The 25,821-nt window shown below is 67.1% G+C and carries 22 protein-coding genes; 7 read left to right on the forward strand and 15 right to left on the reverse strand.

Going from position 1 to position 25,821, the window contains the following annotated elements; translation table 11 throughout:
* Positions 1-106 precede the first annotated feature (106 nt).
* Positions 107-586 (forward strand): HAD domain-containing protein, encoded by a 480-nt coding sequence (locus RUR_RS29685; protein WP_283138521.1) that lies wholly within the window; start codon positions 107-109, stop codon positions 584-586.
* An 83-nt stretch (positions 587-669) separates the two neighbouring features.
* Here the strand turns inward: RUR_RS29685 and RUR_RS29690 are convergent, their stop codons facing one another.
* Positions 670-1,473: a PIG-L deacetylase family protein gene (locus RUR_RS29690; protein WP_283138522.1), complete on the reverse strand. Its 804-nt coding sequence runs from the start codon at positions 1,471-1,473 to the stop codon at positions 670-672.
* A gap of 319 nt (positions 1,474-1,792) precedes the next feature.
* Here RUR_RS29690 and RUR_RS29695 point away from each other — a divergent pair, with 319 nt between their 5' ends.
* Positions 1,793-2,968, forward strand: coding sequence for an ATP-binding protein (locus tag RUR_RS29695; protein WP_283138523.1), 1,176 nt, complete (start codon positions 1,793-1,795; stop codon positions 2,966-2,968).
* Positions 2,965-3,999 (forward strand): ParA family protein, encoded by a 1,035-nt coding sequence (locus RUR_RS29700; RefSeq protein ID WP_283138524.1) that lies wholly within the window; start codon positions 2,965-2,967, stop codon positions 3,997-3,999. Before RUR_RS29695 ends, RUR_RS29700 begins: the two co-directional genes overlap by 4 nt.
* Positions 4,000-4,741: 742 nt before the next feature.
* On the opposite strand, the gene RUR_RS29705 is transcribed toward RUR_RS29700, so the two are convergent.
* The gene (locus RUR_RS29705) at positions 4,742-5,905 is read right to left on the reverse strand and encodes an acyl-CoA dehydrogenase (RefSeq protein WP_283138525.1); all 1,164 of its coding nucleotides are present in this window, start codon (positions 5,903-5,905) and stop codon (positions 4,742-4,744) included.
* 63 nt (positions 5,906-5,968) lie between these two features.
* Between RUR_RS29705 and RUR_RS29710 the strand changes: the two genes are divergently transcribed.
* Positions 5,969-7,327: a UDP-glucose dehydrogenase family protein gene (locus RUR_RS29710; RefSeq protein ID WP_283138526.1), complete on the forward strand. Its 1,359-nt coding sequence runs from the start codon at positions 5,969-5,971 to the stop codon at positions 7,325-7,327.
* Between the two features lie 406 nt (positions 7,328-7,733).
* Here RUR_RS29710 and purE read toward each other — a convergent pair whose 3' ends face one another.
* A complete protein-coding gene (gene purE / locus RUR_RS29715) occupies positions 7,734-8,210 on the reverse strand; it encodes a 5-(carboxyamino)imidazole ribonucleotide mutase (protein WP_283139843.1) in 477 nt (158 codons plus the stop codon).
* A gap of 47 nt (positions 8,211-8,257) precedes the next feature.
* The gene (locus tag RUR_RS29720) at positions 8,258-9,415 is read right to left on the reverse strand and encodes a 5-(carboxyamino)imidazole ribonucleotide synthase (protein WP_283138527.1); all 1,158 of its coding nucleotides are present in this window, start codon (positions 9,413-9,415) and stop codon (positions 8,258-8,260) included.
* A 234-nt stretch (positions 9,416-9,649) separates the two neighbouring features.
* Between RUR_RS29720 and RUR_RS29725 the strand changes: the two genes are divergently transcribed.
* Complete coding sequence (locus RUR_RS29725; RefSeq protein WP_283138528.1) at positions 9,650-10,255, forward strand: GtrA family protein; 606 nt, start codon at positions 9,650-9,652, stop codon at positions 10,253-10,255.
* A 4-nt stretch (positions 10,256-10,259) separates the two neighbouring features.
* On the opposite strand, the gene RUR_RS29730 is transcribed toward RUR_RS29725, so the two are convergent.
* The 8 genes from RUR_RS29730 to RUR_RS29765 all read right to left on the reverse strand — a co-directional run bounded on the left by RUR_RS29730 (position 10,260) and on the right by RUR_RS29765 (position 16,390).
* Complete coding sequence (locus RUR_RS29730) at positions 10,260-11,528, reverse strand: ATP-binding protein (protein WP_283138529.1); 1,269 nt, start codon at positions 11,526-11,528, stop codon at positions 10,260-10,262.
* Complete coding sequence (locus tag RUR_RS29735; protein WP_283138530.1) at positions 11,529-12,197, reverse strand: response regulator transcription factor; 669 nt, start codon at positions 12,195-12,197, stop codon at positions 11,529-11,531.
* Between the two features lie 215 nt (positions 12,198-12,412).
* Positions 12,413-12,895: a bacterioferritin gene (gene bfr, locus RUR_RS29740; RefSeq protein ID WP_283138531.1), complete on the reverse strand. Its 483-nt coding sequence runs from the start codon at positions 12,893-12,895 to the stop codon at positions 12,413-12,415.
* Between the two features lie 15 nt (positions 12,896-12,910).
* Entirely contained in the window at positions 12,911-13,090 is a 180-nt protein-coding gene (locus tag RUR_RS29745; RefSeq protein WP_283138532.1) for a (2Fe-2S)-binding protein, read from the reverse strand.
* Between the two features lie 100 nt (positions 13,091-13,190).
* Entirely contained in the window at positions 13,191-13,826 is a 636-nt protein-coding gene (locus RUR_RS29750; RefSeq protein ID WP_283138533.1) for an MBL fold metallo-hydrolase, read from the reverse strand.
* On the reverse strand, positions 13,826-14,911 hold the full coding sequence (locus tag RUR_RS29755; RefSeq protein WP_283138534.1) for an S-(hydroxymethyl)mycothiol dehydrogenase: 1,086 nt from the start codon (positions 14,909-14,911) through the stop codon (positions 13,826-13,828). The genes RUR_RS29750 and RUR_RS29755 overlap by 1 nt, the downstream gene beginning before the upstream one ends.
* Positions 14,912-15,003: 92 nt before the next feature.
* Entirely contained in the window at positions 15,004-15,519 is a 516-nt protein-coding gene (locus RUR_RS29760) for a PH domain-containing protein (protein ID WP_283138535.1), read from the reverse strand.
* A 43-nt stretch (positions 15,520-15,562) separates the two neighbouring features.
* Positions 15,563-16,390, reverse strand: a complete 828-nt coding sequence (locus RUR_RS29765) for a biotin--[acetyl-CoA-carboxylase] ligase (protein ID WP_346349076.1) — start codon at positions 16,388-16,390, stop codon at positions 15,563-15,565.
* A 418-nt stretch (positions 16,391-16,808) separates the two neighbouring features.
* Here RUR_RS29765 and fdhD point away from each other — a divergent pair, with 418 nt between their 5' ends.
* Positions 16,809-17,663: a formate dehydrogenase accessory sulfurtransferase FdhD gene (fdhD, locus tag RUR_RS29770; protein ID WP_283139845.1), complete on the forward strand. Its 855-nt coding sequence runs from the start codon at positions 16,809-16,811 to the stop codon at positions 17,661-17,663.
* A gap of 1,176 nt (positions 17,664-18,839) precedes the next feature.
* On the opposite strand, the gene RUR_RS29775 is transcribed toward fdhD, so the two are convergent.
* From RUR_RS29775 to RUR_RS29785, 3 genes are all read right to left on the reverse strand, one after another.
* Positions 18,840-21,530 (reverse strand): phosphoenolpyruvate carboxylase, encoded by a 2,691-nt coding sequence (locus RUR_RS29775; RefSeq protein ID WP_283138536.1) that lies wholly within the window; start codon positions 21,528-21,530, stop codon positions 18,840-18,842.
* 166 nt (positions 21,531-21,696) lie between these two features.
* Positions 21,697-23,244 (reverse strand): hypothetical protein, encoded by a 1,548-nt coding sequence (locus RUR_RS29780; RefSeq protein WP_283138537.1) that lies wholly within the window; start codon positions 23,242-23,244, stop codon positions 21,697-21,699.
* Positions 23,220-23,996, reverse strand: a complete 777-nt coding sequence (locus RUR_RS29785; RefSeq protein ID WP_283138538.1) for an ABC transporter ATP-binding protein — start codon at positions 23,994-23,996, stop codon at positions 23,220-23,222. Before RUR_RS29785 ends, RUR_RS29780 begins: the two co-directional genes overlap by 25 nt.
* A 162-nt stretch (positions 23,997-24,158) precedes the next feature.
* On the opposite strand from RUR_RS29785, the gene RUR_RS29790 reads away from it, so the two are divergent.
* Positions 24,159-25,757 carry an acyl-CoA carboxylase subunit beta gene (locus tag RUR_RS29790; RefSeq protein WP_283138539.1) on the forward strand — a complete coding sequence of 533 codons (1,599 nt, stop codon included), beginning with the start codon at positions 24,159-24,161 and terminating at the stop codon, positions 25,755-25,757.
* Positions 25,758-25,821: the final 64 nt, after the last annotated feature.

Below are 25,821 nucleotides of genomic sequence, written 5' to 3' on the forward strand. Positions count from 1 at the left end.
GGGCTCCGGCGATTCGGTCTCGCGCAGGTTCACAGGCGGGAAGCCTGTAATCGGGTGAACCTAGGACCGCTAGTCTGCGGCCATGCTGGATGCTAGGGACCGACCAGTGCTGTTCCTTGACGTCGACGGGCCGCTCATTCCATTCGGGTCCCCACAGCCGTATCGCAGTGGGCACTCAGGCGACCAGGCAGCGTCGCTTCCCGCGGGTTCGAACCCGCTCCTGTCCAGGATCGATCCCCGGCACGGATTGTGGCTGTCCGCACTGCCGTGCGATCTGGTGTGGGCGACGACATGGATGGCCGACGCGAACGACGTGATCGGACCGATTCTCGGCTTGCCCGAGTTGCCGGTGGTGGACTGGCCGGACGAGACGGAGGAGGGCCCGCTGCACTGGAAGACGCGTGGTCTGGTCGACTGGGCGGCCGGCCGCTCATTCGTCTGGGTCGACGACGAGATCACCGATGCCGATCGCATCTGGGTGGCGGCGCATCACAACGGGCTGTCCTTCCTCCATCGCGTCGATCCTCGCCGTGGCCTCGCCCGTGCGGACTTCGCCGAAATCGCCGGCTGGCTGTCCCAGCTGTGATCGATCGATCCGCCGGTCGCACGCTCCTTTCATTCCCTGCGGACACGGACCGGGATCAAGACTGACCTGGCCGACCGGTGGTTCTACGTTTGGGTGGCGGGTGTGCGGAGGACGTCGTCGTACAGGGTGGTGGTCGGGGAAGCGGCGGGGTCGATGAACCATTCTCGCCCGAGTAAGAGGCCGAAAACAGGGAGAGGCAGCCGGATCAGGAGTCTGAAGGCGAGCGCGGCTCGACCTTTCCCGTACACCTGCGATCGGTGGGCGGCGAGGGCCGCGCGTTTCCGGGCGGAGAAGCGGCGGACGTCGACCCGGTGCGTGATCTCGGCTCGAGAGCTGTACGCCGTACGGATGACCTGCGGGTCGTAGCGGACCAGGATCCGCAGCTTGCGCATGATCGTGAGCAGGCGCACGATCGGGTCTCGCGGAAGCGTCGCCTCCAGAACCCGGATGCCGGTCAGCTCGGCGGCGAGCGCACCGATGCGATGCACCTTCACATGGTCTCGGTGACCATACCCGCCCTGAGCGTCGTAGCTCAGCAACAGATCGGCGTGCTCTTCCCGGAGCAGTTCGGCGAGCCGTTCCGCGGCTTCGTCATCGGGTACTCGGGCGAATCGCGGGCGGTCGGGCGGATCGGGGAAGAGTATGGGCCCGTGCCCGCTGTCGGCATAGCCGAGATGCACCACCCGGCCGACCCCCAGCACCGCGGCGGCGGCCCTCAGTTCATCCAGCCGTGCCTGCCCGTCGGCACCGGTCGCCTCGCCCATAACCCCGTCGCAGGCCACCGCGACGATCACCCGATGCCCCTCGGCGGCCAGCCTCGCCAGCGTCCCCCCGGTCAGGAGAGCTTCATCATCAGGATGTGCGTGAAATGCGAGGATCGTAGCCATGCCGACCCATGCTCCCAGATAGGAAACGCTTCTGAGGTGAATCCATGTGATCACGAATCCCTATGCGGGACGTGATCATTGCCACTGCCAAGGTGCCTGGCCCGACCTGCCGATCGGAGTCGTCGGCAGATGCCGCAAATTCGGGGATGGAAGGCACACCATGAACTGGCGTGGTTCACGTGCTCATTCCAGCTGATTGTTACCAACCGTGTTGCACGGGCCACGCCAGACGTGGAGGAATCAGCACAAGACGAAACTCTTCTGGAGATGGAGGACGGCACGCCCGGGCTGACCAGGCAGCAGTGGAACAATGACGGGCATGACTGACCTCGCGGACGTCCTCGGCGACCAGGAAAGCATGGTGGTGGAGTTCAAAGAGTCCGCCAACGACGGCAAGAAGATCGGGCAGGCGATCTGCGCCCTGGCCAACGACTTGTGTGGTCGAGGCGGCGGAGACCTGCTCATCGGTGTGGACAGGCACGGGCGACCGCTGACCGAGGTGCGGACTTTTGACAGCGATCTACTCAAGGTAACCGAGCACCGCGATAGCGGCAAGATCCTGCCCCGACCTTCGATGACCGTGGAGAAGGCCACGTTCAAAGGGCAGACGATCATTCGGGTTCAGGTCGAGGCATCAACGACGCCGCCGGTCCGTTACGACGGTGTGGTTTGGGTACGGCCGGGGCCGACAACCCGTAAGGCTCACACCGAGGATGAGCGGATCCTGGCCGAGCGCCGACGGGCCGCCGACGGCCCCTTCGAGGGAAGGCCCGTTCCGGGAAGCACACTGGCCGATCTTGATCTACGGCTCTTCCAGTCCACCTATCTTCCTTCTGAGGTCGCCCCGGAGGTGATCGAAGAGAACGGGCGTCCGGAACTCCTCCAGCTCAACAGCCTTCGTCTGGCCGATGCGACCGGCATACCTACGGTGCTCGGTCTGCTGGTGCTTGGCTACGACCCGAGCGCCTTCATCCCCGGCGCTTATCTGCAGTTCGTCAGATTCGACGGAGGCGATATGGCCGCCGGCATCATTGACGAGCAAGAGTTGCGGGTCAACGTGGTTGACCTCACTGAGCGATTGGTAGCCCTGATGAAGGGTCATCTCCATACCCGGGTGGTGGAACAGTCGGGTTTCCGCGAACGCCCACAGCCCGATTACCCCATTAGCGCACTGCGCGAGGTCTGTATGAACGCGGTGATGCACCGTAACTATGAGACCTCTAACGCACCGATCCGCATCCTATGGTTCGCTGACCGGATCGAGGTTTCCAATCCCGGCGGGCCTTATGGGCAAGTACGTGAAGATAACTTCGACCGGGTTAACGACTATCGCAACCCATCCTTGGCTGCTGCCATGAAGTCTCTCGGATACGTTAATCGCTTCGGCCGAGGCATTTCCCGGATACAAGCCGAGCTTGGGGTGAACGGTAACCCTCAGGCGGAGTTCAATGTTGATGCCTCGTCATGGTCGGTCACCCTGAGGCAAGCGTCATGATCTCCATCGCGTTCTTCAACAACAAGGGCGGTGTGGGGAAGACGACGTTGACCTATCACCTGGCCCACATGTTCCAGCGGATCGGGCGCCGAGTCCTTGCAGTCGATCTTGACCCGCAGGCGAACCTCACCTCCGCGTTTCTCGACGAAGACGACCTGGCCATCCTCTGGGCCGAGCCGGAGAGCCCGGCGTGGGGCGCTGTCAATCCCAAGCTGTTCGGGCCGATCGCTCGGCGCATCACTGGACAAGCCGGGACAGTGGCGGCGTCTGTCAAGCCGATCATGGAGGGCCTGGGCGACGTCCGGTTCTACGCACCGACCCGAATTGTGGACGGACTATGGCTGGTACCGGGCGACCTGGACCTGAGCGCCTTCGAGGACAAACTATCGGAAGCTTGGCCGCGTTGTGTTGTGGGCGCACCCGACGCGCAGCGAACTACCACTGCGTTCTACCGCATCATCGACGACGCTGCGCGCCAGATCGACGCCGACATCGTCTTGATAGACGTAGGGCCCAACCTGGGGGCGATCAACCGTGCCGCCCTGCTGGCCGCCGACACGGTTCTGATGCCTCTTGCCGCGGATCTCTTCTCACTCCGAGGCTTGCGCAACCTCGGTCCCGCACTCCGTGACTGGAGGACGACATGGCAGAGCCTTGTACTGCCCAAGGTGCCCCCAGCTATCCCCGCACCGACCGGCGAAATGCGCCCCCTCGGTTATGTGATCATGCAGCCCACCATGCGGCTGGACCGACCGGTTAAAGCGTATCTGCGGTGGTTGGAGCGTATCCCCCACGTCTTCGCGGAGTCGGTGCTGAACGAGGATTCCGTCCTGCGGTCCTATGAAATCGGCACCTTGAGGAACTATCAGAGCCTCATGCCGCTTGCACACGACGCACGTAAGCCGATGTTTGACCTAAAGGCTGCTGACGGCGCATTGGGAAGCACTCAGACCTACGTGCTCAAGTGCCGTGCCGAGTTTCAACAGCTGGCCGAGAACGTGCTGCAACGGCTTGTCGAAATGGGAGCATAAAGCTCGGCCCGGCCATATCGCTTATTCATAGCCATTCGCATATCTCGGTAACCATGAGCGTCATACCCAGATTCCTAACCAGGACTGCAAGGGACTGAATGGACTCATATAGGCGCGCCGGTCTGAAGCGTAAACGTCCAACCGCTAAAGGCGCCCTGATTCCTGCGGGCTATTTTATTGATATGCACAGAAACTACCGGTAACCCTAAAACAATGGGCTGGACCAAACTCTCCAAGTAGTGGTAGAACGGCGCTATGTGGCAGGTCATCCTAGGAGCATCTCTCTGTTGATCGGCGTTATCGGCGGCTTGCTTGCCGTCGGCAGCGGGAGCTCGGTCACCGAGGCCATCATGGGTGGCGCGGCAGCCGCTGGAGGCTTCGCCGGTCTTTGGATCGGGGGCAGCGCAGTGGTACGCACATGGTCAGACTCTGCCGAGAAGACACGGAAGCCACCTGACAGCCCGTAAGGCACTCGAACTTCGAAAGAGTTGCCGAGACATACGTGTCTCCCAGACTCTCCCAAGGAAGCTACTGGGGGGTCTCACCTGCGGACTCGTAGTTCACCCTTCACCCCAGGTCACATCAGGGACAGGTAAGACCATACGCAGCCACCCTTTCCGACCCCCTGTCCTATATCTACTGACATACCCCTTATCCGATAGCAGGCAGCTACAGCAACTATTTGGGCTGCAACCAGCAGAAACAGGCCCGACCTCCCAACAGCGGGAGGCCGGGTTCGGAGCTACTTGAGTAGTTGCCGGGCCATCACGACGCGCTGGATTTGGTTGGTGCCTTCGTAGATCTGGGTGATTTTGGCGTCGCGCATCATGCGTTCGACGGGGAAGTCCGAGGTGTAGCCGTAGCCGCCGAGGAGCTGGACGGCGTCCACGGTGATGTCCATGGCGGCGTCGGAGGCGGCGCATTTGCAGGCGCTGGAGAAGAAGGTGAGGTCGTCGACCCGTTCACCGTGCATGGCGCGTTCGGATTTTCCGGCGGCGGCGTAGGTGAGCTGGCGGGCGGCTTCCAGTTTCATCGCCATGTCGGCGAGCATGAACTGGACTCCTTGGAAGTCGGCGACGGGCTTGCCGAACTGCTTGCGCTCCTTGACGTAGCCGAGCGCGTAGTCGAGGGCGCCTTGGGCGATGCCGAGGGCTTGGGCGGCGATGGTGATCCGGGTGTGGTCGAGGGTGGCGAGCGCGGTTTTGAAGCCGGTCCCCTCGTCGCCGATCATCCGCCAGGCGGGGATGCGGCAGTTGTCGAAGTAGAGCTCCCGGGTCGGCGATCCCTTGATGCCGAGTTTCTTCTCCTTCGCCCCGACTGAGAAGCCTTCGTCTCCTTTCTCCACGACGAACGCGGAGATCCCACGCGCCCCGGCCGCGGGGTCGGTCACGGCCATGACGGTGTAGTACTCCGATACCCCCGCGTTGGTGATCCAGCGCTTCGTGCCGTTCAGCACATAGTGATCCCCGTCTCGGACCGCGGTGGTCCGCATGGCGGCCGCGTCGGAGCCGGCGTCCGGCTCGGAGAGCCCGTACGAGAACATGCCCTCCCCGCGCGCGGTCGGCTCCAGGTAGTGCCGTTTGAGCTCCTCCGAACCGACGAGGAGGAGCGGGACCGTGCCGAGCTTGTTCACGGCGGGGATCAGTGAGGAGGAGGCGCACGCCCTGGCCACCTCTTCGATGACGATCACGGTGGCGAGCGCGTCGGCTCCTGCGCCGCCGTACTCCTCGGGGATGTGCACGGCGTGCATATCCGCATCGACCAGAGCTTTGTAGACGTCCCATGGGAACTCGCCGGTCTCGTCGACCTCGGCGGCCCTCGGAGCGATCTTGTCGTCGGCAAGCGCCCGTACGGTCTCGCGGAGCATCTCGTGCTCCTCGGTCGGGGCATAGAGAGGGTAGCTCATACCAGAATAGTAGGACGTCCTAGAAACATCCGGTCAAGCGCGTCGGCCGTCTCGGGCTGTAACATGCGTCGGCAACCTCCGTCGCTACGAAAGGAGCATCTCGTGCCATACCGCTTGACTGTGCTGGGCACGGGATACCTCGGCACCACCCATGCCGCATGCATGGCCGATATGGGCTTTGAGGTGCTCGGACTCGACGTCGACGAGGAACGTGTCGCCCGGCTGTCGGCGGGAGAGCTCCCTTTTCACGAACCCGGCTTGGAAGAACTCCTCCAGGAGGGGATCCACTCCGGCCGGCTCCGCTTCACCACCTCCTATGAAGAGGTCGCCGAGTTCGGCGACGTTCATTTCGTCTGTGTCGGCACCCCCCAGAAACCCGGTGAGAACGCCGCGGACGTCTCCTACCTGGACGCCTGCATCGACTCCCTCGCCCCCCTGCTGACCCGGCGGGCCCTGGTGGTCGGCAAGTCGACCGTTCCGGTGGGCACCGCGGAGCGGCTCTCCGAGAAGCTGGTACGGCTCGCGCCCGCGGGTCAGGACGCCGAACTGGTCTGGAATCCGGAGTTTCTCCGTGAGGGTTTCGCGGTGCAGGACACGATGCGACCGGACCGGATCGTACTCGGGGTCCGCTCGGAGTTCGCCGAGAAGATCATGCGCGAGGTCTACGAGGTGATGATCGACAACGGTTGCCCGGTGGTCGTCACCGACTACCCCACCTCCGAGCTGGTCAAGAGCGCCGCGAACGCCTTCCTCGCCACGAAGATCTCCTTCATCAACGCGATGGCCGAGGTCTGCGAGGCCTCCCACGCCGACGTCAAACAGCTCTCCCTCGCACTCTCGTTCGACGAGCGGATCGGCGGCCGGTTCCTCAATCCGGGCCTGGGGTTCGGCGGCGGCTGCCTCCCCAAGGACATCCGGGCGTTCATGGCCAGAGCCGACGAACTGGGGGTCGACCAGGCCCTCTCCTTTCTGCAAGAGGTCGACGCCATCAACATGCGGCGCCGGGCCCGGATGGTGGACCTGGCCCGGGAGATGGTGGGCGGCTCCTTCGAGGGCTGCACGGTGGCCGTGCTCGGGGCCGCGTTCAAACCGCTCTCCGACGACATCCGCGACTCCCCGGCCCTCGACGTCGCCGTGACGATCCGCCAGCAAGGCGGAGCTGTCACCGTCTACGACCCGAAAGCCCTGGAGAACGCCCGTAAGGCGCATCCTGAGCTCTCCTTCGGCACCTCGGCCCTGCACGCCGCCCGCGACGCCCACGTCGTCCTGCTGCTCACCGAATGGCAGGAATTCTGCGACCTCGACCCCGAGGAGCTGGGCGCCGTGGTGAGCACCCGCAACATGGTGGACGGCCGCAACGCCCTCGACGCCGAAACCTGGCGCGCCGCCGGCTGGCAGTACCGCGCCCTCGGCCGCCCGTAGCCCGTACCCGCCGCAACGTCGCCAAGCGCCCGGGGCCGACCATCACCCCGATCCCGGGCACGCGAAACATTCTGTACGGGCGGAAGCCAGACCGATCACCCCGGTACGGCCCGCACCCGGCCCAGCGGCAGCCGTACCGGACACTAACCATCACCTACCCGGCAAACCATCACAGACCACACCGATCCCGGGCAAGCCTGCGGTACGGGCGGAAGCCAGACCGATCACCCCGGTACGGCTCACGCCTGGCCTCGCGGCAGCCGTACCGGACGCATCTCCTGCCCGTACGGACCCCAGCGATCCACTCGCACGGCCGGACTCGACAAAGCCAGTGCGGCCTACCCGCCGGATTAGGCAGGACGCCCGGACATCCATCCGACGGGGCCGAAGACGTCCAAGAGCCGGGTCAGGAGCTGTGCAGGGATTTGCGAAGGGCGGCGCCCTTGGCCTGGGCCTGCGCTTTCAACGCCCCCTGGAACTCGGTCATCCGGTCCCGGAGCGGCTCATCGGCCGCGCCGAGGATCCGTACGGCCAGCAGGCCCGCGTTCCGTGCCCCGCCCACCGCCACGGCGGCCACCGGGACCCCGGCGGGCATCTGCACGATCGACAGGAGGGAGTCCATCCCGTCGAGGTACTTGAGCGGCACCGGGACGCCGATCACCGGAAGCGGGGTGACGGACGCGAGCATGCCCGGCAGGTGCGCGGCCCCGCCGGCACCCGCGATGATCACGCGGAGCCCGCGGCGGGCGGCCTCCTCGCCGTACGCGATCATCTCTTGCGGCATGCGGTGCGCCGAGACGACGTCGACCTCGTGCGGGATGCCGAACTCCTCGAGCGCCTCGGAGGCGGCCCGCATGACCGGCCAGTCCGAATCGCTGCCCATCACGATGCCGACCAACGGCGTGTCCACGTCGAATCCCCTACTTTCGATCATGAGCCGGAACGGAGGTAATCCGCGGCGTGCCGGGCGCGCTCCCGCGTCTCGGCCACGGTCTCACCTTCCTTGGCGAGGGCGGTCACGTGCCCGATCTTGCGTCCTGGGCGGACCTCTTTGCCGTAGAAGTGGACTTTGATCCCCGGGTCGTGCGCCATCACGTGAATGTACCGCTCGAAGATCGCGGGGTCGGCGCCGCCGAGGACGTTCGCCATGACCACATGGGGCGCGGTCGGCGCCGGCGAGCCCAGCGGCAGGTCCAGTACGGCCCTCAGGTGCTGCTCGAACTGGGAGGTGCGCGCCCCCTCGATCGTCCAGTGGCCGCTGTTGTGCGGGCGCATCGCCAGCTCGTTGACGAGGACGCCCCCGCCGGGCAGGGCGAACATCTCCACCGCGAGCAGCCCGGTCACCCCCAGCTCCCGGGCGATCCGCAGCGCGATCCGCTGGGCCTCGGCCGAGTCCTCCGGATCGAGGTCCGGCGCCGGGGCGATCACCTCGACGCAGATCCCGTCCCGCTGCACGGTCTCCACCACGGGATAGGAGACCCCCTGTCCGTGCGGCGATCTGGCCACGAGGACGGCGAGTTCCCTGGTGTACGGCACGAACGCCTCGGCGAGCAGCGGAATCCCCGCGCCCAGCGGCTCCGCCGCGGCGGCCAGGTCGGCGCAGACCCAGACCCCGCGTCCGTCGTAGCCCCCGCGGACGCTCTTCAGGACCACCGGCCAGCCGTGCTCCGCGGCGAACTCGGCGACCTCGTCCGCGGTGGAGACCCCGCGCCAGGCCGGGCAGGGCACCCCCAATGCGGTGAGCCGCTTACGCATGACCGCTTTGTCCTGAGCGTGCAGCAGGGCCTCGGCTCCGGGTCGGACCACCACCCCGTCCGCGGTGAGTGCGGCGATGTGCTCGGTCGGCACATGCTCGTGGTCGAAGGTGAGGACGTCGCAGCCTTTCGCGACGTCCCGCAGATCCGGCAGGCTGCGGTGGTCGCCGAGGTGGGTGTCGACGATGACACGGGCCGCGCTCTCGTCGCGGGAGCCCGCGAGCAGGCGCAGCTCCACGCCGAGCGCGATGGCGGCCTGCTGGGTCATCCGGGCGAGCTGGCCGCCCCCGATGACGGTGACGACGGGCATACCGCTGGTCATGGGCTTACTCACGACGCTTGAGCCTACCCGCATCGCGGAACCGGGCCTCGCCTGCGTCGGCACGTTCGGTCCGCCCGCCGACGGTGTCAGCGAACAAATTCCACTTAAGGGTTTCGGAGCGCCAATCATGCCCTCCGGGCGATCCCGGTAGGCTATGGCGATGAACTGGTCTGTCGGAGGGTCGGCACCTCCCGCCGGGAGGCCCTGACGGTCTCCTGCCTACCCGAAAGGACCGTGCAGACCCTCGTGAGTGTTCTCAAGCGCGTCTACGAGAAGTTCGCCTACCTCGTGCACGAGCTGGCCAAGTTCGGCACCGTCGGTGCCATCGCCTTCGTCATCGACTTCGGGCTCACCAACCTGTTCCGCTTCGGGCTGGACTGGGGTCCGCTCACCTCCAAGGTGGTCGCGACCGTCTTCGCGGCGACCTTCGCCTATCTGGGCAACCGGTTCTGGACCTTCCGGCATCGTGAGCAGAGCGGACTCGCCCGCGAGTACATGATCTTCTTCGTGCTCAACGCCGTCGGCCTGCTCATCTCCATGTTGATCATCGGTTTCGTGAGCTACACGCTGGACCTCACCGACCCGGTGAGCTACAACATCGCTCAGATGATCGCGCTGGTCCTGGGGACGATGTTCCGCTTCTGGTCCTACAAGAAGTGGGTCTTCCTCCCGACGGCGGTCCCTGCCGAGGAGATCGCCGCCGAGGCCGGGCCCGACTCCGGGGCGCGGTGGACGACCACAACACAAACCCACATCTCCCCGCTGGAGGTTCCCGAGCCGGGCAAACCCATCCCGATCACCTCCGCCAACGGCCACCGCGTCATCCGGTTCGGGGAGCCGCAGGACTCCTAGCGGCTCAGGCCGGGCCGCTCACCACCCGGTTACGGGTCTCGCCGTCGGGCCGGAGAAAGACCGCGAACGCCGCCGGCCTCGGCCGTACCAGCTCCAGACGGCCGCCGTCCGCGGCGACCAGCGCCCGGGCGAGCACCAAGCCCAGCCCGGTGCCACCGCCGCCGCTCACCCCGCGTTCGAACACCCGGGAGACCATCTCCTCGGGTACGCCCTGGCCTTCGTCCTCCACCTCGATCACCACGGAGCGTTCGCCGCTGCTCGTGGTGATGGTCGCCTGGCCGCCGCCGTGCCTGAGCGAGTTCTCCAGGAGCGTGGAGATCACCTGGCCGAGTCCCCCCGGGGTGGCGAGCGCGGTCAGCCCTCGGGTACCCACCAGTTTGAGACCGCGTCCCGCGTGCCGGAAGGCCGTCTCCCACTCCTTGAGCTGCTGCTCCAGGACCGTGTCGACGTCGATGGGCCCCGCCCTGGCCTGACGCTGGCGGCGGGCGGTGGCGAGGAGTTCGTTGATCACGGCGGTGAGCCGTTCGACCTGCACGATGGCGGCCTCGCCCTCCTCGCGGACCACCTCGGGGTGGTCGGCTGCGGCGACGATCTCCTCCAGGCGCATGGTGAGGCCGGTGAGCGGGGTGCGGAGTTGATGCGAGGCATCGGTGGCGAACTCCCGTTCGACCGCCAGGAGATCGGAGATACGGACCGCGCTGCGGTCGAGCACCTCGGCCACCCGGTCGAGCTCGACGATCCCGTACCGGTGCCTGCTCGGCCGCGCGTCTCCCGAACCGAGACGATCGGCGATCTTGGCGAGGTCCTCCAGCGGCAGGGTGAGACGGCGCGACTGGACGATGGCCAGCCCCACCGCCACGGCGATCGCCACCGAGCCGACTGCGGCGATGAGCACCATCGCCCCGCGGGACTCCTCGTCGACCTGCCGCGAGTCCATCGCCACGCTCACCCGGACCCCGTTGACCGAATGGGCGCTTTCCCGGATCATCTCGTCCGGCGGCGGGGGCTTGCCTACGGTGACATGTCCATACTCCGGGGCGGTTATCTCGATATATCGGTCAGGATGGGCACGGGAGATCTGTTCCCGGTCGAGCGGCGCCTCCAGCACGGAGGCGCCCTCGACCTGTACCACGAGCTGCCTCGACTCGGCCTGCAACCCTTGTCGGGCCTCGTCCCGTACAAGACGGTTCACCACGGCGCTCAGGGGGACGCCGAGGAGAAAGACCGCGACAACGGCGACCGCGAGAGTGGAGAAGAGCAGACGACGGCGCATCTACTCGCGCTCGAACCGGAACCCGACTCCCCTGACCGTCGTGATGTACCGCGGTTTGGCGGCGTCGTCCCCCAGCTTTCTGCGCAGCCAGGAGATATGCATGTCAAGGGTCTTGGTCGAGCCCCACCAGTTGGTGTCCCACACCTCACGCATGATCTGCTCGCGGGTTACCACCTTGCCCGCGTCGCGCACGAGCACCCGCAGCAGATCGAACTCCTTGGTCGTCAGATGCAGCTCCTTCTCACCCATCCACGCGCGGCGGGAGTCGGCGTCGATTCGGACACCCTGCACCACCGGGGTCTCCGAGGTCCCGCGCCGCAGCAGGGCCCGTACCCGGGCCAGGAGCTCGGCGAGCCGGAACGGCTTGGTCACATAGTCATCGGCGCCGGCGTCGAGGCCCACGACGGTGTCGACCTCGTCGACGCGGGCGGTGAGGACGAGCACGGGCGTGCCGTGCCCCTCGGACCTGATCCGCCGGCAGACTTCGAGACCGTCCATCTCGGGCAGGCCCAAGTCGAGCACGATCAGATCGACGCCTCCCGACAGAGCCCGTTCCAGGGCCTGCGGGCCGTCAGGGCTCACCTCCACCTGATAGCCCTCGCGACGCAGGGCACGCGCGAGCGGCTCGGAGATCGAGGTGTCGTCCTCGGCGAGAAGTACGCAGGTCATGGGATCGATCGTAGGACCTTAGGCGATCGTTTCCCCCGTACAGCGCGCGGTTTGACGAGCCGTTGACACATCATTGACCTGTGCAAACACCTGAATACGGTCCATAGGGGTCGCACCACCCCGCCCCAGGGGCCGACACGCGCGCCCCCGATCCTCTCCGGTAAACGACGACGCCCGCCTGCGAAGGGCAGACGGGCGTGGCACGGGCCGGTGGACTACGAGGCCGACGGAGGCTCCGCGAACCTGGCGAGGTAGAGCTGCTCGCCCAGGCTGTCGATCAAGCCGAGCTCGGTCTCCAGGTAGTCGATGTGGTGCTCCTCGTCGTCCAGAATCTCCTCGAAGAGGCGGGCGGAGGTGATGTCGCCCCGCTCCCGCATCAGGGCGATCGCCGGCTTCAAGCGCTTCACCACGGAAAGCTCTAGGTCGAGGTCGGCGCGGAGCTGCTCCGCCACGGTCTGGCCGATGTGAAGGGTGTTCAGCTTCTGGTAGTTGGGAAGCCCCTCAAGGAAGAGGATGCGGTCGGTCAGCTTCTCCGCGTGCTTCATCTCATCGAAGGACTCGGCCCGCGTGTACGAAGCCAGCTTGGTGTATCCCCAGTTCTCCTGCATCTTGGCGTGCAGGAAGTACTGGTTGATCGCGGTGAGCTCCGCGGTCAACTGCTCATTGAGCAAGGCAATGATGTCTTTGTCGCCCTGCATGGCGGGCACCTCGGTTCATGCGGTCGGAGTGAGTGCTTCAGCCTGCCTAAGCATCGCACAGATCTTCCGGACGCATGAGCCGCAGTCTCCGCCCGCACCGATGGTGTCGCGCACCTGACGTGCGCTTTTGGCCCCCGAGTTGATGCAGTCGTGGACGTCGTTCTCGGTGACGGCCAGGCAAATGCAGACATACATAGAGCGAGGGGGCCTCTCAGGTGCGCCGATAAGGTTAGGCACACCTAAGTTACCTCACCTCGCTCCATGTGAAAAGGTGAGCTGACCCACAATGCGCAGCTCAGTGCCCTCTTGAGATCCATTCCGTCAGATGCGGCGCTTCCGCACCAATGGTCGTCGATGCCCCATGGCCCGGGTGGACCTCGGTCTCCGGAGGAAGGGTGAGCAGCCGATCCCTGATCGAGGCGATGATCGTGTCGAACGAGGAGTAGGAGCGGCCGGTCGCCCCCGGTCCCCCGGCGAACAGGGTGTCCCCGGAGAAGAGCGCGCCGAGCTCGGGGGCGTACACGCAGACCGCCCCCGGGGCGTGCCCCGGAGTGTGCAGGATCCGCAGATCCACGCCGCCCACCGTGAGCATGTCCCCGTCGGCGAGCGAGCCGTCCGGCGGGCGCGAGCCGTACACCATCTTCCACAGGACCTCGTCGGCCGGGTGGAGCAGGATCGGCGCACCCGTCGCGTCGGCCACCGCGGACGCCGCGTTGATGTGGTCGTTGTGCGCGTGCGTGCAGATGATGGCCTGGGTACGGCGGTCGCCGATCGCCTCCACGATCGCCAGGGCGTCGTGCGCGGCGTCGATGACGACCACCTCGTCGTCCGAGCCGACCAGCCAGACGTTGTTGTCGACGTCCCAGGTCCCGCCGTCCAGGGTGAACTGTCCGGAGGTCACCACCGAGGAGATCGCCTCACGTTGCGCCATCACAGCACCACCACCGATCTGAGCACCTCACCGCGGTGCATCTTGGCGAACGCGTCCTCCACGTCGGAGAGCCCGATCGTCTCCGAGACGAACCCGTCCAGGTTCAGGCGACCTTGAAGATGGAGGTCGATCAGCATGGGGAAGTCCCGGGAGGGCAGGCAGTCGCCGTACCAGGAGGACTTCAGCGAGCCGCCGCGCCCGAAGACGTCCAGCAGCGGAAGCTCCAGGGTCATCTCCGGGGTCGGCACCCCGACGAGCACCACGGTCCCGGCGAGATCCCGGGCGTAGAACGCCTGCCGGTAGGTCTCCGGGCGGCCGACGGCCTCCACGACGACGTCGGCGCCGTTCCCCTCGGTGAGTGCCCGGATGCCCTCGACCGCGTCGTCCCGCGCCGAGTTGATCACATCCGTCGCGCCGAAGCCCCGCGCCCACTCCAGCTTGCGGTCGTCGACGTCCACCGCAATGATCTTGCGTGCCCCCGCTAGCGAGGCGCCGAGGATCGCGCCGTCGCCGACCCCTCCGCAGCCGATCACGGCGACCGAGTCACCGCGGGTCACCCCACCGGTGTTGATCGCGGCGCCGACCCCGGCCATCACCCCGCAGCCCAGCAGACCGGCCACGACCGGGGAGGCGGCGGGGTTCACCTTGGTGCACTGCCCCGCGGCGACCAGCGTCTTCTCGGCGAACGCCCCGATGCCCAGCGCCGGGGCGAGCGGCGTCCCGTCCGCCAGCGTCATCTTCTGGGCGGCGTTGTGGGTGTTGAAGCAGTACTGCGGACGGCCGCGCAGGCACGATCTGCAGGCCCCGCAGACCGCCCGCCAGTTGAGGATCACAAAGTCGCCGGGTGCGACCTCGGAGACGCCCTCCCCGACCGCCTCCACGATCCCGGCGGCCTCGTGGCCGAGCAGGAACGGGAAATCGTCGTTGATTCCCCCTTCTCGGTAGTGCAGGTCGGTGTGGCACACCCCACACGCCTGCACGGCGACCAACGCCTCACCGGGGCCCGGGTCGGGGACGAGGATCGTCTGAACGGATACCGGCTCGCCCTTTCCTGGGGAGACGACCCCACGGACTTCGTACGCCATACATGCCCTCCTTTGGACAGCTGCGAGTCTATGTTCGTGTCCGTCTGACCACTTAGGTACCCCTAGTCGTCTCCGACCGGGAGCCGCCGGGCTCAGTGGCGGTCTTCCGGGTGCCCCTCCGCGTGCTCGTCGACCAGCCGGAAGAGCTCGGACCGGACCAGTTGCACCTTGGGGATGTCCGTCAGCTCCAGCCGGCCGTTCTCCCCCGCCGACTCGACGATGAGGGTTCCGTCTCCGAAGATCCGCTCGATGAGCGACTGCCCCGATCTCACCGTCTGAACCTTGGCGAGCGGAATCTCATTGATCGACTTGCTGAGGATCCCGGAGTTGATCGTGAATCGGTGGGTGGTGAGCGTGTACGACGTGGTCTTCCACCGCAGGTAGGGCAGGAACGACCAGCCGAACATGGTGAGAAGCGCGATCACGCCGACCGCGATCCGGACGATCGTCACATGCTCGAAGCCGGACGGCAGGAAGTAGAGCACGGCGCCGGCGGCCACCGCGGTGGCGACAAGGGTAAGCGCCGGCCCCACCAGACGGAGCCAGTGCGGATGAAAGCTGAGAACCTTCGTCTCACCGTCCGCGCGTTGATGCTCGGGCAGAACCATGCTCAGATCGTGGCACGCGTGCCCCGTCCGCGTCTGCCACCGTTCAGCGGCGCCTTACGTGCACGACTTCCCCGGCGCTCAGCACATGTCTCCCGTCTTCCGTCCGCACCAGCAGATGTCCGGCTTCGTCCACCCCGGTGGCGATCCCGGTGAGCAGCCGCTCGCCGGGCAGCTCCACCCTGATCTCCTGGCCGATGGTCGCGCAGGAGGCCAGGTAGGCCGCCCGCAGCCCGCCTTCGTCGGCGTCGCCCTGGCAGGCGACCCAGTCGCGGTACCGGCGCTCGATCTCGCCGAGTACGGCCTGCAGCAGCTCGTTCCGGTCGAGGCAGGCGGCGTTCTCGATGATCAAGGAGGTCGCGCGGTCGACCGGCAGCTCCTCCCGTCGCACGGAGACGTTGAGCCCGATTCCGATGATCACGGCGTTGTCGACCCGTTCGGCGAGCACCCCGGCGAGCTTGCGCTCCCCGATGAGCAGGTCGTTGGGCCACTTGAGGCGGACGTCCACCTCGGCGAGCCGCCCCACGGCCGACGCGGCGGCGAGCCCGGCGAGGAGGGAGAGCCAGCCGAACTTGATCGGCGCGACCTCGGGCCGGAGCACGAAGGAGAAGGTCAGCCCCGATCGGGAGGGGGCGGCCCACATCCGGCCGAGGCGTCCGCGTCCGGCGAACTGGGCCTCCGCGATGAGCACGGTGCCCTCGGGGGCGCACTGCCGCACCGCCACACCGAGGTCGGCGTTGGTCGAACCCGTGCGCTCCACCACACTGATCCGCCGCCACAACGACCCCGGCCGGATCAACGCGCGGGATAGCGCCGCCTCCGACAACGGGGGGCGATCAAGATGGATGTAAGGCGAGTCGAGCACGTTGCCCATCTTCCCTCCGAGCAGATCCTGATCGCGGTGAAATGCCCTACCAATCAGGAAGCAGCTTATTGTTTGTGCTTGTTCGTGCGCCGGTTCAGCCGTCGCCGCGGGAAGGCGCCGGCCGCTGTTCAGCGCGGTAACCAGCAAGAATGTGGGAGTAACGTGTTATAACGTGCATTCTAGAGATCGTGCACGGATGTCGCAGCATCACCGGTTCTCGCACCGTACTCTCCCGGACCGGATCCGGTGGCCGCGCCGTGGGACCGCCACCGTACGCGACCGGCGACGGACGGCTTGCACCCCCTGCAAGATACGCCCCCGGGCTGGGAAACTGAATACGCCTCACCCCTCATGTCAACACTAAGAGTGATATTTCGGATCTTGTAGGCACTGGCCGGACCCCGAGGGAGAGGAACCGTTGGACCCCATCGACACCGCCCCACGCCCGGGACCGACGTCCCGGGCCAGAATCCGTGTGGTCTCCGGCTCCGGAGTGCACGACCGACGGGACGACCTCGCCACCGAGGAGCCCATGGAGATCAGGCTCGCCGCCGGCGGCGTGAGCCGCACCGTCGCGATCACGATGCGCACGCCGACCCATGACTTCGAACTCGCCGCGGGATTCCTCCACGGCGAGGGGGTGATCAAGCCGGGTGAGATCGCGAGCATCGCCTACTGTACCGACGAGGACGTCCCGCCCGAGGCCCGTCACAACACCGTGACCGTACGGCTACACGGCTCCCACCTGCCCGAATTGCCATCATTGTCGCGAAATTTTGTGACTACAAGTGCTTGTGGGGTGTGTGGGACCGGAAGTCTGGACGCGCTACGGCGACGACTCCCGCACAGCCCCCAGACCGACCTGACGATCCCCGCCGAAACGCTGCTCCGACTTCCCGAACTGCTCCGCGCCAGACAAGGCATCTTCGGCAAGACCGGCGGACTGCACGCCGCCGGGCTCTTCACCCGCGACGGCACCCTCACCGCCGTCCGCGAAGACGTCGGCCGGCACAACGCCGTCGACAAACTCATCGGCGCGGCCGTGCTCGCCGGCCACCTCCCCCTCCACGACCACATCCTCATGGTCAGCGGACGGGCAAGCTACGACATCATGCAGAAAGCCGTCACCGCCGGCATCCCCGTCGTCTGCGCGGTCTCCGCCCCTTCGTCCCTCGCCGTCGACCTGGCCCGCGAGTTCCGCGTCACCCTCGTCGGCTTCCTCCGGGAAACCCGCTTCAACATCTACACCGAACCCGACCGAGTCGTCGTGGCACAGAACTGACCACGGCGCGAAACCCGTCCACAAGGGTTGATGAACGATCGACGACGGTCGCCGTCGGCGACTCCCCGCTTGACAAGCTGCTATCCCACCAGGGTTGATGACTGACCGCCACGTACAAATCCGCAGGTCACCCGGGCACTGGACGTGCCGGGCGAACCGGTCCGCACAGCCACCCCGCGGAAATTAAGACACCCAGGTCAGAGTGTTGCACTTGCTGATGTTCAGGTGTCAAGTCGCCAGCTTGTGCCGGACAATCTACCCCGAATTTCGAAGGCTGTCTCGGCCTGTTCAAAGATTGAATAGGTCCGCCCGGTACACGCAGTTGAGACTACCCCCAACCCGTATCGTTCCACCCGGGCGAGCACACCGGCTTGTAAGTATGGCTGGATCTTAGGGTCGGTCGCGCTACATCCGCACTTCTCGCGCCGCGCCCTTTGCGGCGCGAGAATGCGCGCGGCGGTTCGTGCCGCGTGCTTTTTGCGCGGCACGAACCGCCGCGCGCAATGTTGAAAATACTGTTCTTGTGAGCGTGATCGCGCCTGACGGGGTATCGCACGTCCGTGGTTTCCACCCCAACGACTCCCTCCCGATCGCCCCCCTAAGACCAGGGCAAACCAGAGGTGCCAACCCCGGTGGGAACCATCCGCCGCAGCCGGTAGGCCCGGTGTCATCCCGGGTTAGCTGGTCCTGGCTTTGGTACGAGCCGGGTAGGTGCGGTCGAGAGGGGACAACCCCGGCACACGAACCACATTGGCTCCGAAGTCTTTTACAGGGCCACCAGATCCTAGTCGCATGTACGGTCAGGGCGACAACCTGAATGCGCCAACCATGTCAAGTGGGGTTAAGCTTAAGATCGCCTGTACTTTTTGGGTTGAACCTTCGCTCGGTCCGACTAGAAACGCTGGTGAAGTAGCGTTTCCGTCCGTTTCTTACGGCACTGACGTGACGTGGGAAATACTTCGGTCCGAAAGCTGCCATGTTTCGAGCACACCCCCGACATCGCTCCAGGCCGGTCTACGCCGGAAAATGGCACGGGCCACCGCCCGCATTCTCGCGCCGCGAAGTGCGTGACGCGAGAAGTGCGGACGTAGTGCCTCGGGCAGTCGGCATCCAACCGTAATCAGCCCTCAACCCGGAAACCCCGTAAACAATCCCGGGATGGGCCGTGGGGGACTGTCAGCCGGTGTTCTGGAGGCCTGCGGCGACGCCGTTGACGGTGAGGAGCAGCAGGGTGGAGAGGCGGTCGGATTCGTCGGGGTCGGTGGTGCCGGTGCGGAGGGCGGCCAGCGCGCGGAGCTGGAGGTGGGAGAGGGCGTCGACGTAGGGGTCGCGGAGCTGGACGGCACGGGAGAGGACACGGCGGTTCTGCAGGAGCCGTTCGTGACCCGTCACCGCCAACACCAAACGCTTGGTCAGGTCATACTCGCCCAGCACCTGCTCGGTGAACCCCTCCTGGTTTCCGAGGGCGAGGTACCGGGCGGCGATGGCGCGGTCGGTCTTGGCCAGGGACATCTCCACGTTGTCCAGGAGTGAGGCGAAGAGCGGCCACTCCTGGTAGGCGGCCTGAAGCTGGGCGAGACCCGGCATGTCGCCCGAGTCGCCCTCCACCGGCGTGTCCCCGGTGCCGTTCAGGGCGACCGCGGCGAGCCCGCTGCCGAGGCCGTACCATCCGGGAAGGTTGACCCGGGTCTGCGCCCAGGCGAACACCCAGGGGATGGCCCGGAGGTCGTCCAGCGACGTGGGCGCCCCGAGACCGCGCCGGGCCGGGCGCGAACCCAGCCGGAGTGTGCCGATCTCCCCGAGGGGCGACACCTTGGCGAACCACTCGGCGAATCCGGGGGCCTGCACGAGCTTGCGGTAGGTGGCCTCGGAGGCCTCCGCGACCTGAGCGGCGATGCCGCGGAAGAGCAGGGCCGCGCTGGCCGTACGGGCTTCGACCGACGGGGTGGAGGCGCTGAGCACAGCCGAGACGACCTGCTCCATGTGGCGCCGGGCGATGGCCGCGTGGCCGTACCGGGCGAAGATCACCTCACCTTGCTCGGTCACCTTGAACCGTCCGGCCACCGAGCCGGGGGCCTGCGCCAGCACGGCGCGGTTGGCGGGCCCGCCGCCCCGGCCGAGGGCGCCGCCCCGACCGTGGAAGAGGGTGAGCCGGATGTCGTGCTGCGCCGCGAAGGCGGTGAGCGCGGCCTGGGCGTCGTACAGCCGGAGGGTGGCGGCGGCGGGTCCGAGCTCCTTGGCCGAGTCGGAGTAGCCGAGCATGACCTCCATCCGGCGCCCGTTCTTGGCGAGGCGGGCCTGGACCGGGGGGAGGGCGAGCATGCCTTCGAGAACCGAGACCGAGTTGTCCAGGTCGTTCCCGGACTCGAACAGGGGGACGACGTCGAGGACGGGGGGCCGGGTGCACGCGTAGGCGGCGAGCTCGTACACGGCCTCGACGTCGCCCGCGGACCTGGTGAACGACACCACGTACCGGGAGCACGCCTCCACCCCGAAGCGTTCCTGGATCCAGGAGACGACCCGGAACGTGGCGAGGACCTCCTCGGTCCGTTCGGAGAGGGGGCCGCCGGCCCGTACCTCGGCGAGCGCTTCGGCGTGGACGGTGGAGTGCTGGCGGACCTCCAGCTCCGCCAGGTGGAAACCAAACGTCTCGACCTGCCAGATGAGGTGCTGGAGCTCCCCGAACGCCTGCCGGGCGGCCCCGGCCTCGGTGAGGGAGTCCTGGGCCAGGGCGAGGTCGGTGAGGAGCCCGGCCGGGGAACGGTAGGCGAGGTCCATGTCGCGGCGGCGGGTCGCCCTGATCCTGGCGGCGACGAAGAGCAGCCATTGGCGGTGCGGCTCCTGCGGCGAGCGGGTCGCCATCTCCGACACCAGCGTGGGGTGGGCGTCGGCGGCCTCGTCGATCGCGGTGCGCAGCGCGTGGGAGGGCGGGGTCATCGAGGAGGCCGCGGTGAGGGTACGGGCGATCCGCAGGCACGCGGCCTCCAGCGCGCGCAGGATGTGCTCGGCCTGGATAAGGATCGCCTCCCGGGTCACCGAGGCCACCACATTGGGGTTTCCGTCCCGGTCTCCGCCGATCCAGCTGCCGAACCGGATGAAGGCCGGGGCGAGCGGCGCCCGGTTGCCGGAGCCGGGGGCGAGTGCGGCGTCGAAGGACCGGTAGACGGCGGGGACCAGCCGGAAGAGCGTCTCGTCGAACACCGCCATGGCCGTACGGACCTCGTCGAGCGGGTCGAGCTTGGTGCTGCGGAGCTGCGCGGACCGCCAGAGCAGGTCGATCTCCTCCAGGAGCCTGCGCTTGGCCTCCATCCGCTCGTGCACGCCGTGCAGCGGCCGGCTGTACTCGACGAGCCTGCCGCTGATCCGCTGGATCGCGGTGACGACCGCGCGCCGCCGGGCCTCGGTGGGGTGGGCGGTCAGGACCGGGTGGAGCTCCAGCCCTTCGGTGAGGGAGGCCAGCCGGTCCTGCCCGAGTTCGTCCTTGAGGTGCTGTACGGCGTCCGCGAGGGAGCCGGGCAGCGGCCGGTCCGCATCGACGTCGCGTTCCCGGAGGATGCGGATGCGGTAGTGCTCCTCCGCGAGGTTGGCGAGGTGGAAGTAGCAGGTGAAGGCGCGGGCGATCTGCACGGCCCGGTCGAGCGGCCACTGCTCCACCAGGGTGGCGACCTCTTCCACGGTCAGCCGCCCGCGACGGGCCGCGATCACCGCGTGCCGGAGCAGTTCGACGTCGTCGAGGAGGTCCTGACCACCGTGTTCCGCGATCACCTGGCCGAGCAGTTCGCCGAGAAGGCGTACGTCGGCTCGGAGTTCGTCGGGCATCTCCTGCCGCGCGACCGCGCGCTCTGCTTGCTCGGAACCGTCTGACATGGGAAGAGAGTATCGAGATCGAATTTTCGCCGGGATACCGGTCCCGGCCGCCAGGACACGTCGTCGATCATGCATGTGGTCACACCCCAGGTCGTGATCATGCGCTGGCACAAAGGTCTAGACCATTGTGCCAGCGCCCCGATCGACGCTTCGCGGAGGGGACCGGTCAGCCGACCCTGGAGACCGAGGAGAGGATCTGCGGCAGCCGGTCGATCGCCACCATGGCGGCGAGTCTGCGTCCGCCCCAGGCGACCGCGAGGCCGTACAGCACGGAGATCGGGGCCACCCAGGCCAAGCCGAAGGCCGCGGGCAGCACGACCGGCGTCACCAGCGCCCCCGCGACGAACATCACGCCGAACGCGTTGGCGAAGGGAAGCCAGCCCTGGCCGGGTACGGCGGTGTTGCCGAAGGCGTTGACCCGCTCGGGGACCGAGTAGGGGGCCATCGTGGCGGCGAGCACCCCCGCCCCGAGGGTGACGCCCAGCACCCCGCACGCGGCGAGCCAGGCGAAGACCGCCCCGGAGACATCCCCGGTCACCGCCCCCGCCACGACCGCCATCACGGTGAGCGTGGGTACGGCGACCAGCGCGTGGGCGAGCTGCCGGCCGGTGAGGTCGCCTCGGACGTCGGCCTCCCGGGCAAACGTCAGAAGATTGATCCAGAACGCCCGTCCGTCGGTCCCGAAGACGTTCGCGGCCTGCAGGCCGAGGAGAATCGCGGCCAGGGTGATGGGGAACAGCACCCCGAGCTCGTCGCCGACGGACAAGGTGAAGATCACTGCCACCACGACCGCAGAGAACCAGCCGACCCGGTAGCGGGGATCCCGCCACATGTACTTGAGCTCCTTGCCGGCCACCGCCCCGACCCGGCCCTCACCCAGGTGGCGGCCGCCCTTGGTCCGGCGGACCGCACTCGTCTGCGTCGTGGTGTCGACGGTGACGAGCACCCGGCGGAGCAAAACCACCCAGAGCCACCCCAGGGCGCCCACGCAGAGTGCGACGGCGGCGAGCCCCGGCACGACCGTCACGACGTCGTCGCTCGCCATGGCGTGCGCGGCCATCCCTGGCGGTGTCCAGCGGAACGCCCCGGCGACGGCGCCGAGCGTCTCCCGGGTGAACAGCTCGGGGCCGAGCCGGTTGTTGACCAGCAGATTGGGGAGCTGGACGACCACCAGGAAGCCGAGCCCGGCGAGCGCGATCGCGTCACGGCCGCGCCTGCTCCGCAACGCCTTGGACAGCCCGGTGGTGAGCGCGCGGGCGGCGACCACGCAGAAGGCGAGCGTCAGCAGGACGGCCACCAGGCCGACCAGCACCGAGATCGGGCCCCGGGCCACCGCGGCGACCCCGCCGAGCAGCACCACCAGCGACGCGATCGGCCAGACCCCGGTGACCGAGGCGGCGAACAGCCCGGCCGCCAGCTGCCGGGTCGTCAGGGGAAAGAGGGCGAGCCGGGAGGGGTCGAGCGTCTCGTCCAGCCCGAACGCGAAGAGCGGCATGATCAGCCAGATCAGGGCGAACACCGCGAAGACAATGACCAGAACGTCGGCCGCGACGTCCGCGGGGGCGAGCCGGAGCAGCGCCAGCAGGGCGAAACCCAGCAGGGCGACGAAGATCCCTGCGAGGACGGTGAGGACCAGGCCGACCTTCTTGTCGATCCCGCCTCGGGTGCCGCCCGCGATCAGCCGGAGCTTCAGCCGGACGAAGAGCCAAGCCACGACAGACCCTCCTCACCGTTCGAGGCGGCGCCGACGAGCCCGAGGAAGGCGTCGTAGAGACTCTGCTCGCCGCGGACCTGGTCGAGGGTGCCCTGGGCCACCACCTGTCCGCGGCTCATCACCGAAACCCAGTCGCAGAGCCGTTCCACCAGCTCCATCGTGTGGCTGGAGAAGATCACGGTCGACCCGGACCGCGTGTAGCGGAGGAGGACTTCGCGGATGGTGTTCGCCGAGACCGGGTCGACGCCCTCGAACGGTTCGTCGAGGAAGAGGACCGCCGGGTTGTGCAGGAGCGCGGCGGCCAGGCCGATCTTCTTGCGCATTCCGGTGGAATAGTCCACGACCAGTTTGTCCGCCGCCTCCGCGAGGTCCATGACGGCGAGCAGCTCTTCGGCCCTGGCGTCCACCTGGGCCCCGGGCAGGCCGCGGATCCGGCCGTTGTAGGCGAGGAGCTCCCGGCCGGACAGCCGTTCGAAGAGCCGCAGGCCCTCGGGGAGGACGCCGATGGCGGCCTTCACCGAGACCGGGTCGCGCCAGACGTCGGCCCCGTTCACGTAGGCCGTCCCCCCGTCCGGGCGGAGCAGGCCCGTGACCATCGACAGGGTCGTGGTCTTCCCCGCCCCGTTCGGCCCCACCAGTCCGGCGAAACTCCCCGCGGGGACGTACAGGTCGATCCCCGCCACGGCGACCTGCGCCCCGAACCGCTTGACCAGGCCATCGGTACGGACCGCGGCGGTCCTGTCGGCCTCCACCAGATCAACCCCCCTATTCAGACGCCCTGACCGACCATCCTCATGATCAGGCCATACCACCACAAGCCATACCACCTGGTAACTGCACAGGCCATCCACGGTATGACAACGACCGACATGCCCGGCACCTATCGGCCAGACACCCCCGGTTACGCTTCGGACATGGCAGAAAGAGCCCCCAAAGACGCGGGAAGCCCTCAGTCGATCGACCTGCGCACCACCGCAGGCAAGATCGCGGATCTGGAGCGCCGGCTCGACGAAGCGATCCACGCCGGATCGGCCAGAGCCGTGGAGAAGCAGCACGCCAAAGGCAAGATGACCGCCAGAGAGCGCATCCACGCCCTCCTCGACAAGGACTCCTTCGTGGAGTTCGACGAGTTCGCCCGGCATCGCTCCACCACCTTCGGCATGGACGCCCATCGGCCGTACGGCGACGGCGTGGTCACCGGGTACGGCACGGTCGACGGCCGTCCCGTCTGCGTCTTCAGCCAGGACTTCACGGTCTTCGGCGGCTCACTCGGCGAGGTCTTCGGCCAGAAGATCGTCAAGGTCATGGACCACGCGCTGAAGACCGGCTGCCCCGTGATCGGCATCAACGACTCCGGCGGCGCCCGCATCCAGGAGGGCGTGGTCAGCCTGGGGCTCTACGGGGAGATCTTCTACCGGAACGTGCAGGCCTCCGGCGTGATCCCGCAGCTCTCGCTGATCATGGGACCGTGCGCGGGCGGCGCGGTGTACTCGCCGGCCATCACCGACTTCACCCTCATGGTGAACGAGACCTCGCACATGTTCATCACCGGACCCGACGTGATCAAGACGGTGACCGGGGAGCAGGTCTCCTTCGAGGAACTCGGCGGGGCGCACACGCACAACTCCAAGTCGGGCGTCGCCCACTATCAGGCGGCCGACGAGCGGGACTGCCTCGACTTCGCCCGAGCCCTGCTCTCCTACCTGCCCTCCAACAACCTGGAGGAGCCGCTCGCCTTCGCCGCCGAACCGGGCCTCAACCCGATCCCCGAGCTCGACACCCTGATCCCGGACTCGCCGAACCTGCCGTACGACATGCACCGGGTGATGGAGCACATTCTGGACGACGGGGAGTTCCTGGAGATCCACTCGGCTTTCGCGCCGAACATCATCGTCGGCTTCGGCCGGATCGAGGGGCGCAGCGTCGGCGTCGTCGCCAATCAACCCCTGCATTTAGCGGGCTGCCTGGATATTGCCGCCTCAGAAAAGGCCGCACGATTTGTCAGGACATGTGACGCTTTCAATATTCCTGTTTTAACATTTGTTGACGTGCCAGGTTTCCTGCCCGGGACAGGTCAGGAGTGGGATGGGATCATCCGACGCGGGGCGAAACTCATCTACGCCTACGCCGAGGCGACCGTCCCGAAAGTCACGGTCATCACCCGGAAGGCGTACGGCGGCGCCTACGACGTGATGGGCTCCAAACACCTCGGCGGCGACGTCAACCTGGCCTGGCCGACCGCGCAGATCGCGGTCATGGGCGCCCAGGGCGCGGTGAACATCCTGCACCGGCGGGAACTGGCCGAGGCGGAGGACCCCGAGTCGCTCCGGGCCGAGCTGATCGACGACTACGAGAAAACCCTGGCCAACCCCTACGTCGCCGCGGGCCGGGGGTACGTCGACGGGGTGATCAAGCCGTCGGAGACGCGGATCCACATCGTCAGGGCGCTCCGGTCGCTGCGGACCAAGCGGCAGGCCCCACCCCGGCGCAAGCACGGAAACATCCCGCTCTGAGCCGTACCGATCATGAAAGGCACTTTCCGACCTTGGAAAACCCTTAATCGATCATGATCTGTTT

This window comes from Rhizohabitans arisaemae (genome assembly GCF_025996515.1).
Lineage (GTDB): Bacteria > Actinomycetota > Actinomycetes > Streptosporangiales > Streptosporangiaceae > Rhizohabitans > Rhizohabitans arisaemae.